We start from the raw sequence: 12,766 nt of genomic DNA, 5'->3' as shown, positions 1-12,766 counted from the left end.
CACGAGCGCTCCTTACAGCTTCAGCAGGTTGGCGTCGTCGACCGAGGCCGACCGGCGCGCACGGAAGATGGACATGATGATCGCCAGCCCGACGACCACCTCGGCCGCCGCGACGACCATGACGAACAGGGCGTAGACCTGGCCGTCGAGGGTGCCGTGGATGCGGGCGAAGGTGACCAGCGCCAGGTTGCAGGCGTTGAGCATGAGCTCGATGCCCATGAAGACGATGATCGTGTTGCGCCGCGTCAGCACCGTGATCGAGCCGAGCGCGAAGAGCACCACGGACAGATAGATGTATGCCTCGAGCCCCATCAGCGCTCGCTCCTCCCCTGCTCCTCGGTGGCGTCACCGCCGGTGTCGTCGGGCTCCATGTCGTGGCCCTGCTGGTCGACGGCGGCGTTGGTCCCCGTCGGCAGGTCCTCGGGCGCGAGGTCGGCCGGCGGCTGTCCGTCGGGCCGTGCGGTCGCGCCCGCCAGACGGTACTCGGTCGGGTTGGTGACCTGGCCGCGCGCCACGAGCACGCGCGGCACCGACTCCTCGACGGGGGTCCCGTCCGGGGCCAGGGCAGGGGTGTCCGCGGCGTTGTGCCGGGCATACACACCCGGGTTGGGCTTGCCGGAGAGCCACTCGCCCGAGCGCAGCTTCTCCTGCGAGACCTCGCGCTGCGTGCGCCGCGGCGTGAGCCGCTCGCGGTGCGCGAGCACCATGGCCCCCATGACCGCGATGACGAGCAGCGCCCCGAGCGTCTCGAAGGTCAGCACCTGGCGCTCGAAGATCTCGCGGGCCAGCGCGGTGACGCTGCCCTCGGTCTGGACCTCCTCGAGGCCGACCGCGTCCGGCCAGGACACGCGCGCCAGGCCCAGGGCGGCGACGACGACGAAGACCGCCCCCAGGCCGAAGGCCCAGACGCGCTGGCCGCGCAGCGTCTCGACGGTGGAGTCCGAGGAGTCGACACCGACGAGCATGACGACGAAGAGGAAGAGCATCATCACGGCGCCGGAGTAGACGAAGATCTGGATGATCCCGACGAACTCGGCCCGCTGGACGATGTAGATGACGCCGAGGCTGATCATCGTCATGGCCATGGCCATCGCGGCGTGCACCGCCTTGCGGGCGAAGAGCAGCCCCAGCGCACCCATGACGGCGACGACGGCGAGCACCCAGAAGAGGCCGAGCTCCATGCCGTCGATCCGGTCCGGGGTCACGACGTCGCCTCCGCCTCGGCGGCCGCGGCGTCCACCTTGTCGGCCTGGTCGGCCTCGCGCGCCTCGACGTACTCCCGCTGGTCCTGGCTCGCGCCGGTGACCTTGCCCTGGTAGTAGTCGCGCTCCTCCATGCCCTCGACCATGGGGAAGGGCGGGGTGAGCATGTCCGGGCGCAGCGGGGCCAGCAGCTGGTGCTTCTCGTAGATGAGCGGGGCGCGCTCGGAGTCGGCCAGCTCGTACTCGTTGGTCATCGTCAGCGCGCGGGTCGGGCACGCCTCGATGCACAGGCCGCAGAAGATGCAGCGCAGGTAGTTGATCTGGTAGACGCGGCCGTAGCGCTCACCGGGGCTGAAGCGGGCCTCGTCGGTGTTGTCGGCCCCCTCGACGTAGATCGCGTCGGCCGGGCAGGCCCAGGCGCACAGCTCGCAGCCGACGCACTTCTCCAGCCCGTCCGGGTGCCGGTTGAGCTGGTGCCGCCCGTGGTAGCGGGTGGCCGTCGGACGCTTGACCTCGGGGTACTCCTGCGTCGGGACCTTGCGGAACATGGTCGCGAAGGTGACGCCGAAGCCGGCGACGGGGGCGAAGAGCTGGCCCAGGACACCGGGCTCCTTCTTGCCGCCGGACGGACCGACGTCGCCCGAGCGGACCGGGGTCGTCGCCTCCGGCCGGCGGGCGGGCTCGCGGGCGTTGTCGGGCTCGGTGGGGTCAGCCACGGCTTTCCTTCTCCTCGTCGGTCGGGCTGGTGCGTGCGTCGTCGGTGGGTCGCGCCCCGGCCGGGACGGTCACCGGGGCCGCCTGCTCCACGGCGGGCCGCGGCTCGACCAGCCGCTGACCGGGCATCGGCGGGACAGGGTATCCGTCCGCGAAGGGGTCGATCTCCTCGGGGACCTCGCGGGCCTCCTCCTTCGCCGCGGCGCGGCGCTGGGCATACCGGTCCCAGACGAGGATGCCGATGAGGACGAACAGGCCGATGCCACCGAGGGTGACCACGGTGACCCAACGGCCCTCGCCGAAGTAGCCCTCCTGCGCCGAGCGGATGAGCATGACCGCGACGACCCAGACGAGGGACAGCGGGATGAGGATCTTCCAGCCCAGCGCCATGAACTGGTCGTAACGCACGCGGGGCAGCGACCCACGGACCCAGACGTAGAAGAAGATGAAGGCCCACATCTTGGCGGTGAACCACAGCAGACCCCACCAGCCCTGGTCGAGCATGCCGTCACCGATGAGGTTGAGCGGCCACGGCGCGTGCCAGCCGCCCATGAACAGGGTGGTCGCCAGCGCCGAGACGGTGAACATGTTGATGTACTCGCCGAGGAAGAACATGCCGAACTTCATCGAGGAGTACTCGGTGTGGAACCCGCCGCCGAGCTCGCCCTCGCCCTCGGCGAGGTCGAAGGGCAGCCGGTTGGTCTCGCCGATCATCGTGATGACGTAGACGACGAAGCTGAAGAACAGCGGCACGACGTACCACAGCGGGATGCCGAGGACCGTCGTCTGCTGCTGGGCCTCGACGATCTGGCTGGTCGACATCGACCCGGCGTAGAGGAAGACCGCGACGAGGGACAGACCCATCGCGATCTCGTAGGAGATGACCTGGGCGGTCGAGCGCAGGCCACCGAGCAGCGGGTAGGTCGAGCCCGAGGACCACCCGGCCAGCACGAAGCCGTAGGCCGAGACGCCGGCCACCGCGAGCACGAGCAGCACCGCCACCGGGGTGTCGGTGAGCTGCAGCGGCGTGGTGTGGCCGAACATCCGCACGTCGCCGCCCATGGGGATGATGGCGAAGGAGACGAAGGCGAGCGAGGCCACGATGAGCGGCGCCGCGTAGAACATCAGCTTGTCCGCGCCCTTGGGCGTGACGTCCTCCTTGAAGAACAGCTTGATTCCGTCGGCGGCGGTCTGCAGGATGCCCAGCGGGCCGATCCGGTTGGGGCCGGGGCGCTGCTGCATCTGGCCGATGACGCGCCGCTCGAACCAGATGACGATGACCACGGAGATCATGACGTAGACGAACAGCAGCGTCGCCTTGATGAGCGAGAGCCACCAGGGGGTGTCGCTGAAGTCGGCGGCGGGGAGGTCCTCGGTGAGGAGCGGGACGCTCGCCGCGATCTCGGGGTATGCCGTCAGCAGGCTCATGCCTCACCTCGCGTGGTCTGGGCGGGGGCGCCGGTCAGGCGCACGACGTCGCCGGCGCCGACGCCGAGGGTCGGCCGCACGGTGGAGCCGACCTGGTTGGCGGGCACCCACACGACGTCGTCGGGCATCGGGGTGATCGCCGCCGGCAGCTCGATCCGGCCCAGGTCGGTCGAGACCGCGACCGGGTCGCCGTCGACGACGCCGAGCGAGGCGGCGGTGCGGGCGGAGATGCGCGCCACCGGGGTGTGCCGGGTGCCGGCGAGGAAGGGCTCGCCGTCCTGCAGCCGGCCGGCGTCGAGCACCTGGTGCCACGTCGCGAGGACCGCCTCGCCCGGGCCCACGGCCGCGGGGCCGGTGGCGGGGACGTCCGGGACTGTGGCCCGGGTGCCGGACCAGCTGCCCAGCGCCTGGATCTCCTGCCGGACCACCGGGAGGGTCCCGGTGCCCAGCGGGGCGCCCATCGCGGCCGCCAGCCGGTCCAGGACGACGTGGTCCGAGCTCGCGCCGGACTCGATCGCCCGGTCGAACGGCCGGGGGCGACCCTCCCAGTTGAGGAAGGAGCCGGCCTTCTCCTGGTGGGGGGCCACGGGGAGGATGACGTCGGCGTACTCGTGGACCGCGCTCTCGCGGACCTCGAGGGAGACGACGAAGGCGCGGGCCAGCGCACGGCGGGCGAGCTCGGGGTCGGGCAGATCGTCGATCTCGACGCCTCCCACGACGAGCGCCCCCAGCTCCCCGGCGGCCGCGGCCTCGAGGATCGCGGTGGCGTCGCGGCCCGGGCCGGAGGCCAGGGCAGCGCCGTCGATCCCCCAGCGCCCGGCGACCTCGTCGCGGGCGGTGGCGTCGGCGACGGGTCGGCCGCCCGGCAGCAGGCCGGGCAGGGTGCCCATCTCGACACCGCCGCGCTCTCCCGCACGACGGGGCACCCAGGCCAGGCGCGCCCCGGTGGTCTCGGCGAGCCGCACGGCGGCGGACAGCGCGCCGGGCACCATGCCCAGCCGCTCGCCCACGAGGATGACCGCGCGGGCGCCGAGCGCGTCGGAGGCGGCGTCGTAGCTGTCCTGCTCCAGCGGCATGGCCGCGCCGTCGACCTGCTCCTGCTCGCCCTGCTCCCGGCGGGCGGTGAGCGCCTGCAGCACCTCGGCCTCCGTGCCCGGGGCGGCCGGCAGCAGCGTGCCGGCCATCTTCTCCAGCCCACGGGTGGCGTAGGGGGCGACGGAGTAGACCTGCGTGCCCCTCTTGCGCATGGCCTTGCGCAGCCGCAGGAAGACCATGGCGGCCTCCTCCTCGGCCTCCAGGCCGACGAGCAGGACCGAGCCGGCCGTCTCGAGGTCGCCGTAGCTCACGTCGCGGGTGGCGACCACGGTCGAGGCGAGGAAGTCGCTCTCCTCGGCGCTGTGCGGGCGGGCGCGGTGGTCCACGTCGTGCGTCCCCAGGGCGACCCGGGCGAACTTGGCGTAGGCATACAGGTCCTCGACGCTGCCCCGGCCGCCGGGGAGCACCCCGACGCCGCCGGTCCCGCGGGCCCCGGCCAGGCCGGCGGCCGCCGCGGCGTAGGCGTCGCGCCAGGAGGTGACGGCGTAGTCACCGTCGGCACCGCGCACGACGGGGTCGTTCAGCCGGTCCGGGAGGGTCGGGTAGGCGAAGGCCCAGCGACCCTTGTCGCAGTTCCACTCCTCGTTGACCTCGGGGTCGTCGAGCGCCATCCGGCGCAGCACGGTGCCGCGGCGGTGGTCGGTGCGGATCGCGCACCCGCCGGCGCAGTGCTCGCAGACGCTCTCGGTGGAGACGAGGTCGAAGGGCCGGGACCGGAAGCGGTATGCCGCGCCGGTCAGCGCGCCGACCGGGCAGATCTGCACCGTGTTGCCGGAGAAGTAGCTCTCGAAGGGCTGCTCCTCGTAGATCCCGACCTGCTGCAGCGCACCCCGCTCGATGAGCGCGATGAAGGGGTCGCCGGCGATCTGGTCGGAGAAGCGGGTGCACCGTGCGCAGAGCACGCAACGCTCGCGGTCGAGGAGCACCTGGCTGGAGATGTTGACCGGCTTGGGGAAGGTGCGCTTGATGTCCTCGAAGCGCGAGGTGGGGCGCCCGTCGGACATCGCCTGGTTCTGCAGCGGGCACTCGCCGCCCTTGTCGCAGACCGGGCAGTCCAGCGGGTGGTTGACGAGCAGCAGCTCCATGACGCCCTGCTGCGCCTTGTCGGCGACCTCGGAGGTGTGCTGGGTCTTGACGACCATGCCCGGCGAGGCCGCGATGGTGCAGGAGGCCTGCGGCTTGGGCATCGGCTTGAGGTTGCCCTCGCGGTCCGGGGTCGACACGTCGACGAGGCACTGGCGGCAGGCACCCACCGGCTCCAGCAGGGGGTGGTCGCAGAACCGCGGGATCTGGATGCCGACCTGCTCCGCGGCCCGGATGACCAGGGTGCCGTCGGGGACCGAGACGTCGACGCCGTCGATGGTCAGGTCGACCATCTTCACGTCGACCTCGGCCTCGATGGCCTCCTGCGACGGTCCTTCGGTCTTGACGCTCATGCGGGCTGGCTCTCCTTCGCGAAGAGGGTGTTGCGCTCGGCCGGGAAGAGCTCGTGCCACGGGGTGTGCATCCCCTGCTCGAACTCCTCGCGGAAGTACTTGATGCCGGAGGTCACCGGGCTGACGGCACCGTCACCCAGCGCGCAGAAGCTGCGGCCGAGGATGTTGTCGCAGATGTCGTCCAGCTTCTCAATGTCGCCCTCGTGGCCACGGCCGGCCTCCAGCCGCTCGAGGATCTGCTTGAGCCAGAACGTGCCCTCACGGCAGGGGGTGCACTTGCCGCAGGACTCGTGGGCGTAGAAGTCGATCCAGCGCGAGACCGCGCGGACCACCGAGACGCTCTCGTCGAAGATCTGCAGCGCGCGGGTGCCCAGCATCGAGCCCTCGGCGGCGACGGACTCGAAGTCGAGCGGCACGTCCAGGTGCTGGTCGGTGAAGATCGGCGTCGAGGAGCCCCCCGGCGTCCAGAACTTCAGCTTCTTGCCGCCGCGCATGCCGCCGGCCATGTCGATGAGCTCGCGCAGCGTGATGCCGAGCGGCGCCTCGTACTGGCCCGGGCGCTCGACGTGGCCGGAGAGGCTGAACAGCCCGAAGCCCTGCGACTTCTCGGTGCCCATGCCGGCGAACCAGTCCGCGCCGTGGAGCACGATCGAGGGCACCGAGGCGATGGACTCGACGTTGTTGACCACGGTCGGCCGGGCGTAGAGGCCGGCGACGGCCGGGAAGGGGGGCTTGAGCCGCGGCTGCCCGCGGCGACCCTCGAGCGAGTCCAGCAGCGCCGTCTCCTCGCCGCAGATGTATGCCCCTGCACCCGCGTGCACGGTGATGTCCAGGTCGAAGCCGGTGCCGAGGATGTCCTTGCCGAGGTAGCCCGCGGCGTACGCCTCCTCGACGGCGCGCAGCAGCCGGCGGTAGACGTGCACGATCTCGCCGCGCACGTAGATGAAGGCGTGGTGGCAGTCGATCGCCAACGAGGTGATGATCATGCCCTCGATGAGGAAGTGCGGGGCCGCCATCATGAGCGGGGTGTCCTTGCAGGTGCCCGGCTCGGACTCGTCGGCGTTGACGACGAGGTAGCGGGGGCCGCCGTCCGGCGGGGGCAGGAAGCCCCACTTCATGCCGGTCGGGAAGCCGGCGCCACCGCGCCCGCGCAGCCCGGACTCCTTGGCCGCGGCGACGAGGTCGGTGGGGTCCATCTTGAGGGCGGCGCGCAGGCCGTCGTAGCCCTCGTGCTGCTCGTAGGTCTCCAGGGTCCACGACCGCTCGACGTCCCAGAAGGCGGACAGGATCGGGGTCAGCTGCGTGCTCACGCGTCGTCTCCCTCGTGCGTCTGGTCGACGTCCTTGACGCCCTCGGAGGTGGGGACCTCGTCGGCCTCGTTGGCGCCGGTGTTCACCGAGTCGGGGTGGCCGGGCGCGAGCCCGCCCGCCTGGCCCTCGGGGGTGGGCTCGTTGTCGGTCTCCGGCTCCGGTCGCGGCGCCGTCCACCCCTTCTCCTTGGCCAGCAGGGTGCCGCGCAGCGAGGGCAGCCCGGCGCCCGGTCCCTCGTCGGCCAGGCCGTCGGGGAAGCCTGCGAGGACCCGCGAGACCTGCTTGAAGGTGCAGACCCGCGAGGGTCCGCGGGTGGGCGTGACGTCGTCACCGGCGCGCAGCCGGTCGACCAGCTCGTTCGTGCTCTCCGGGGTCTGGTCGTCGAAGAACTCCCAGTTGACCATGACCACCGGCGCGAAGTCGCAGGCCGCGTTGCACTCGACCCGCTCGAGGGTGATCTTGCCGTCCTCGGTGGTCTCGTCGTGCCCGATGCCGAGGTGCTCGCTGACCTCGTCGAAGATCTGGTCGCCGCCCATGATGGCGCACAGGGTGTTGGTGCAGACGCCGACGGTGTACTCGCCGTTGGGGTGGCGCTTGTACTGCGTGTAGAACGTCGCGACCCCGCTGACCTCGGCGGTCGTGAGCTCGAGCAGCTCGGCGCACAGCCGCACCCCGCGGCCGGTGACGTAGCCGTCGACGGACTGCACCAGGTGCAGCATCGGCAGCAGCGCCGAGCGCTTCTGCGGGTAGCGCGCGATGATCAGCTCGCTGTCCGCCACGAGCTGGGCCAGGACGTCCTCCGGGTATGCCTCGTCCGAGGCGTGCAGCGGCGTGTGGTGGTGCAGCGGGCCGTGGTCGTCGTGACCCGCCGAGCTGTGGTGCACCCGGCGCTCGGAGGCCTCCTCCAGCTGGCTGCGCATGTCCTCCTGCTCATGGGCCGTCATCGGTCCACTCCTCCCATCACCGGGTCGATCGAGGCCACCGCGACGATCACGTCGGCGACCAGGCTGCCCTCCGACATGGCCGAGGCCGCCTGCAGGTTGTTGAAGCTGGGGTCGCGGAAGTGCACGCGGTAGGGGCGGGTGCCGCCGTCGGACACCGAGTGCACCCCGAGCTCGCCCTTGGGCGACTCCACCGCGGCATACGCCTGGCCCGGGGGGACCCGGAAGCCCTCGGTGACGAGCTTGAAGTGGTGGATGAGGGACTCCATCGACTCGCCCATGATCCGGCGGATGTGGTCCAGGCTGTTGCCCTGGCCGTCCGCGCCGACCGAGAGCTGGGCCGGCCAGGCGATCTTCTTGTCGGCCACCATCACCGGCTGACCCTCGCTGGCACGGAGCCGGGCGATGGCCTGGTCCGCGATCCGCAGCGACTGCCAGATCTCGTCCAGCCGGATGCAGATGCGGCTGTAGGCGTCCATGTCACGGCGGGTGACGACGTCGAAGTCGTAGGTCTCGTAGCCGCAGTAGGGCTCGTCCTTGCGCAGGTCGTGCGGCAGTCCGGTGGAGCGCAGGATGGGGCCGGTGATCCCCAGCGCCATGCAGCTGGCCAGGGACAGGTAGCCGACGTCGACCGTGCGGCCCTTGAGGACCGGGCTCTCCAGCAGCAGCTTCTCCAGCTCGCCGATGCCGCGGCGCAGCGCCGGCAGCTCCTCCTCGAACTGCGTGAGGTGCTCGGGCAGCACGTCCTGGGCGACGCCGCCGGGACGGACGTAGGCGTTGTTCATGCGCAGCCCGGAGACGGCCTCGAAGAAGCGCAGGATCCGCTCGCGCTCGCGGAAGCCGATGGTCATGACCGTGGTCGCGCCCAGCTCCATGCCCCCGGTCGCGAGGGCGATGAGGTGGGAGCCGATCCGGTTGAGCTCCATCATGAGGACCCGGATGTCGCTCGCGCGCTGCGGGATCTGGTCGGTGATCCCGAGCAGCTTCTCGATCGAGAGGCAGTAGGCCGCCTCGTTGAAGATCGGCGTGAGGTAGTCCATCCGGGTGCAGAACGTGGTGCCCTGGACCCAGGTCCGGTACTCCATGTTCTTCTCGATGCCGGTGTGGAGGTAGCCGATGCCGGCGCGGGCCTCGCGCACCGTCTCGCCGTCCAGCTCGAGGATGAGCCGGAGCACGCCGTGCGTCGAGGGGTGCTGGGGGCCCATGTTGACGACGATCCGCTCCGCGCCCAGGGTCGCGACGTCCTTGGCGATGTCGTCCCAGTCGCCACCGCCGGCGGTGTAGACGGCGCCGCCGTCGACGGAGTCCGCGGTCGGGCCGCCCTCGGCGTACAGGTCGGTCGGGGTGTCGTCCAGGTAGTCCGCGCCCTGGTCGGCCTGGGTCTGGTCGTGCGTGGTCGCCATCAGGTGTAGCTCCTCCGCTGGTCGGGGGCCGGGATGGTGGCCCCCTTGTACTCGACCGGAATACCGCCGAGCGGGTAGTCCTTGCGCTGCGGGTGGCCGGGCCAGTCGTCCGGCATGAGGATGCGGGTGAGGCCCGGGTGTCCCTCGAAGACGATGCCGAACATGTCCCAGGTCTCGCGCTCGTGCCAGTCGTTGGCCGGGTAGATGCCCACGATCGAGGGGATGCGCGGGTCCTCGTCCGGGCAGGTGACCTCGATCCGCACCCGGCGCACCCCGTGGGTGATGGACTGGAAGTGGTAGACGGCGTGCAGCTCGGCGCCGGTCTGCTGGGGCCAGTGGACGCCCGAGACCCCCGTGCAGATCTCGAAGCGCAGCCGCGGGTGGTCCCGCAGCGGGCGCACCAGGCTCTGCAAGTGGTCGCGGTGCACGTGCAGCGTCAGCTCGCCGCGGTCGACCACGACGCGCTCCAGCCCGGCGGCGAAGGCGTCGGGCGCCGCGGCCTGCAGCGCGTCGACGACCTCGTCGAAGTAGGAGCCGTAGGGACGCTCCGCGGCGCCCGGGAAGAGCACCGGCGCGTCCAGCCCGCCGTAGCCCGAGGTGTCGCCACCCATCGACCCGCCGAACATCCCCTGCTTGCGGGCCATGACGACCGGCTCGCCGGCGGCCTGGGCCGCCACGACCGAGCCGCCGGCGGTCTCCTGGGCGGTCCCGGTGTCGACCTTCTGGTCCTCGGTCCGCGAGGGGGCGTGCTCCTCGTCGAGGGTGGTCTCCTGCGTCGCCGGCTCGCGGTTCGGGGTCTCCGGGCCGGTCTCGACCTTGTCGCCGGCGCTGTCGTCACGCGTGGTGTCGTCCGCGCTCACGCGAGCAGCCCCTTCATCTCGGAGGTCGGCATCGCCTTCATGGCGGCCGCCTCGGCCGCGCGGGCCGCGGCCTCGCGGTTGACGGAGAACTTGAACTCGCGGATCTGCTTGTGCAGCTCCAGGACGGCGTTGAGCAGCATCTCCGGGCGCGGCGGACAGCCGGGGAGATAGACGTCCACGGGCACGATGTGGTCCACGCCCTGCACGATCGCGTAGTTGTTGAACATGCCGCCCGAGCTCGCGCAGACACCCATGGAGATGACCCACTTGGGGTTGGGCATCTGGTCGTAGACCTGACGCACGACCGGCGCCATCTTCTGCGACACGCGACCGGCGACGATCATGAGGTCCGCCTGCCGCGGGGTGGCGGCGAAACGCTCCATCCCGAACCGGGCGATGTCGTAGTCGGGCGTGCCGACGGCCATCATCTCGATGGCGCAGCAGGCCAGGCCGAAGGTCGCCGGCCAGACGGAGTACTGCCGCAGCTGACCGGCCAGTCCCTCGACCGTCGTCAGCATGATCCCACCGGGAATCTTGTCCTCGAGACCCATCGTCAGCTCACCACACTCTCAGCATTCATCGAATTCAGTCCCATTCCAGTCCACCCCTGCTCCACTCGTAGACGAAGGGCACGGAGACCACGACGAGGAACAGCAGCATCGCGAGCACCGAGAACAGCCCGACCTGGTCGAAGGCCACGGCGAAGGGGTAGAGGAAGAGCACCTCGACGTCGAAGACGATGAAGAGCATCGCCGTGAGGTAGTACTTGACCGGCACGCGCCCGCCCTCGTGCGCCTGGGGCGTCGGCTGGATCCCGCACTCGTAGGCCTCGGCCTTGGCGCGGTTGTAGGTGACCCGTCCCAGCAGCCCGCCGCCGAAGACGGAGCCGAAGGCGAAGAGCAGGCCGAAGAAGAGGAAGAAGATGATGGGCAGATACGGGTGGTAGTCCATCTCGCCTCAGCACTCCTTTCGGGACAGGCCCACCGCTGGGCTCGCCGGAATCGCGCGCATACTTATCCTAGGGTCAACACAGCGTCTCATGCCGCCGGAGTCATCCTGCTCAGGGCGTTGATGACCCGGTCGTCCAGCCCCCCGCCGCGCTCCTGCGGCAGGTTGGCCATGATCTTGAGGAGCAGCCGCATGAGCGAGCGGCGCGGCAGTCCGTACTTCACGGCGAGCCGCATGATCTCGGGCTTGCCGATGAGGGTCGCGAACCCGCGACCGAGGGTGTAGTAGCCCCCGAGCGAGTCCTTCATCGCCGCGGTGTAGCTGCGCAGGACGGCCTCCCGCTCCCCCGGGGTGGCCCGGGCCAGCGCCGCGCTGATGACCTCGGCGGCGTGCCGACCGGCCTCCATCGCCTCGGCGATGCCCTCGCCGTTGAACGGGTTGACCATGCCGCCGGCGTCGCCGACGAGCAGCAGCCCCCGGTCGTAGAGCGGCTGACGGTTGAAGCACATGGGCAGCGCGGCACCGCGGATCGGGGCCTGCCGGGTCTCCTCGGAGAAGCCCCAGTCGCCCGGCATCGTGTCGATCCAGCGCTTCATGACGTCGCGGTAGTCGAAGGTGCCGAAGGCCTCGGAGGTGTCGAGGATCCCGAGCCCGACGTTGGCGGTGCCGTCGCCGAGCGGGAAGATCCAGCCGTAGCCGGGCATGAGCTCGTCCCGCTCGCCCTGCGCGTCCTTGGTCCACAGCTCCAGCCAGGACTCGAGGTAGGGGTCGTCGTGCCGCGGGGTCTCGTAGTAGGCGCGGACCGCGACCCCCATGGGCCGGTCGTCGCGCTTGGGGCGGTCCATGCCGAGCGAGAGCCGGCTCGAGTTGCCGTCGGCGGCCACGACGACGCGGGCGCGGAACTCGCGCCGCTCCCCCGTGGCCCGTCCGTCGGGCCCCATGACCTTGGCCTCCACACCGCAGATGTGCCCCCGCTCGTCCAGCACCGGCGTCTGGACGTTGATGCCCTCGAGCAGCCGGGCGCCCCGGGCGGCGGCGTGGCGGGCGAGGATCTCGTCGAGGTCCTGGCGGGTCCGCACCAGGCCGAAGGGCGGGAAGGTGGCGTTGCCGGGCCAGTCCAGCTCCAGGCGCATCCCGCCGCCGATGATGCGCAGACCCCGGGTCCGGTGCCAGCCGTCGGCCTCGTCGATCGGGACGCCGAGGTGGATGAGCTCGCGGACCGCGCGCGGCGTCAGCCCGTCGCCGCAGATCTTGTCGCGGGGGAACGTCGACTTCTCCAGCAGCAGGACGTCGAGGCCGTGGGAGGCGAGGTAGGCGGCAGAGCTCGAACCTCCCGGCCCGGCGCCGACGACGATGACGTCGGCTGTCTCGACCTGCTCACTCACGGTGTTGGCGCCTCGCTTGTGACGACGTTCACGAACTCCCGAAG

General features: G+C 71.0%; 12 protein-coding genes. All 12 read right to left on the bottom strand.

Features of this window, described 5'->3' with window-relative positions:
* Nucleotides 1-12 precede the first annotated feature (12 nt).
* On the bottom strand, nt 13-312 hold the full coding sequence (gene nuoK / locus SGUI_RS14245; protein ID WP_066641390.1) for an NADH-quinone oxidoreductase subunit NuoK: 300 nt from the start codon (nt 310-312) through the stop codon (nt 13-15).
* Nucleotides 312-1,205 carry an NADH-quinone oxidoreductase subunit J gene (locus tag SGUI_RS14240; protein ID WP_066641388.1) on the bottom strand — a complete coding sequence of 298 codons (894 nt, stop codon included), beginning with the start codon at nt 1,203-1,205 and terminating at the stop codon, nt 312-314. The genes nuoK and SGUI_RS14240 overlap by 1 nt, the downstream gene beginning before the upstream one ends.
* Nucleotides 1,202-1,918, bottom strand: a complete 717-nt coding sequence (nuoI, locus tag SGUI_RS14235; RefSeq protein WP_083190707.1) for an NADH-quinone oxidoreductase subunit NuoI — start codon at nt 1,916-1,918, stop codon at nt 1,202-1,204. The genes SGUI_RS14240 and nuoI overlap by 4 nt, the downstream gene beginning before the upstream one ends.
* On the bottom strand, nt 1,911-3,344 hold the full coding sequence (gene nuoH, locus SGUI_RS14230; RefSeq protein WP_066641387.1) for an NADH-quinone oxidoreductase subunit NuoH: 1,434 nt from the start codon (nt 3,342-3,344) through the stop codon (nt 1,911-1,913). Before nuoH ends, nuoI begins: the two co-directional genes overlap by 8 nt.
* Nucleotides 3,341-5,875 (bottom strand): NADH-quinone oxidoreductase subunit G, encoded by a 2,535-nt coding sequence (locus tag SGUI_RS14225; protein WP_066641386.1) that lies wholly within the window; start codon nt 5,873-5,875, stop codon nt 3,341-3,343. Before SGUI_RS14225 ends, nuoH begins: the two co-directional genes overlap by 4 nt.
* Nucleotides 5,872-7,185, bottom strand: coding sequence for an NADH-quinone oxidoreductase subunit NuoF (nuoF, locus tag SGUI_RS14220; protein WP_066641385.1), 1,314 nt, complete (start codon nt 7,183-7,185; stop codon nt 5,872-5,874). The genes SGUI_RS14225 and nuoF overlap by 4 nt, the downstream gene beginning before the upstream one ends.
* On the bottom strand, nt 7,182-8,129 hold the full coding sequence (gene nuoE, locus SGUI_RS14215) for an NADH-quinone oxidoreductase subunit NuoE (RefSeq protein WP_237141374.1): 948 nt from the start codon (nt 8,127-8,129) through the stop codon (nt 7,182-7,184). Before nuoE ends, nuoF begins: the two co-directional genes overlap by 4 nt.
* Nucleotides 8,126-9,529: an NADH-quinone oxidoreductase subunit D gene (locus SGUI_RS14210; protein ID WP_066641384.1), complete on the bottom strand. Its 1,404-nt coding sequence runs from the start codon at nt 9,527-9,529 to the stop codon at nt 8,126-8,128. The genes nuoE and SGUI_RS14210 overlap by 4 nt, the downstream gene beginning before the upstream one ends.
* Complete coding sequence (locus SGUI_RS14205) at nt 9,529-10,206, bottom strand: NADH-quinone oxidoreductase subunit C (protein WP_066643450.1); 678 nt, start codon at nt 10,204-10,206, stop codon at nt 9,529-9,531. Before SGUI_RS14205 ends, SGUI_RS14210 begins: the two co-directional genes overlap by 1 nt.
* 179 nt (nt 10,207-10,385) lie before the next feature.
* The gene (locus SGUI_RS14200; protein ID WP_066641382.1) at nt 10,386-10,940 is read right to left on the bottom strand and encodes an NADH-quinone oxidoreductase subunit B; all 555 of its coding nucleotides are present in this window, start codon (nt 10,938-10,940) and stop codon (nt 10,386-10,388) included.
* Between the two features lie 34 nt (nt 10,941-10,974).
* Complete coding sequence (locus tag SGUI_RS14195; protein ID WP_022925194.1) at nt 10,975-11,340, bottom strand: NADH-quinone oxidoreductase subunit A; 366 nt, start codon at nt 11,338-11,340, stop codon at nt 10,975-10,977.
* 86 nt (nt 11,341-11,426) lie between these two features.
* Nucleotides 11,427-12,722, bottom strand: a complete 1,296-nt coding sequence (locus SGUI_RS14190) for a geranylgeranyl reductase family protein (RefSeq protein WP_066641380.1) — start codon at nt 12,720-12,722, stop codon at nt 11,427-11,429.
* Nucleotides 12,723-12,766 lie beyond the last annotated feature (44 nt).

It is taken from the genome of Serinicoccus hydrothermalis (assembly GCF_001685415.1).
GTDB classification, from domain to species: Bacteria; Actinomycetota; Actinomycetes; order Actinomycetales; family Dermatophilaceae; genus Ornithinicoccus; species Ornithinicoccus hydrothermalis.
The sequence above is the reverse complement of the archived record's forward strand: the minus strand, read 5'-3'. Positions and strand labels throughout refer to the sequence as shown.

Excerpts from the sequence above, each read along its gene's own strand:
- nuoE (WP_237141374.1), bottom strand. The coding sequence starts at position 8,129 with ATGACGGCCCATGAGCAGGAGGACATGCGCAGCCAGCTGGAGGAGGCC.
- SGUI_RS14195 (WP_022925194.1), bottom strand. The coding sequence starts at position 11,340 with ATGGACTACCACCCGTATCTGCCCATCATCTTCTTCCTCTTCTTCGGC.
- SGUI_RS14225 (WP_066641386.1), bottom strand. The coding sequence starts at position 5,875 with ATGAGCGTCAAGACCGAAGGACCGTCGCAGGAGGCCATCGAGGCCGAG.
- SGUI_RS14200 (WP_066641382.1), bottom strand. The coding sequence starts at position 10,940 with ATGGGTCTCGAGGACAAGATTCCCGGTGGGATCATGCTGACGACGGTC.
- nuoK (WP_066641390.1), bottom strand. The coding sequence starts at position 312 with ATGGGGCTCGAGGCATACATCTATCTGTCCGTGGTGCTCTTCGCGCTC.
- SGUI_RS14210 (WP_066641384.1), bottom strand. The coding sequence starts at position 9,529 with ATGGCGACCACGCACGACCAGACCCAGGCCGACCAGGGCGCGGACTAC.
- nuoH (WP_066641387.1), bottom strand. The coding sequence starts at position 3,344 with ATGAGCCTGCTGACGGCATACCCCGAGATCGCGGCGAGCGTCCCGCTC.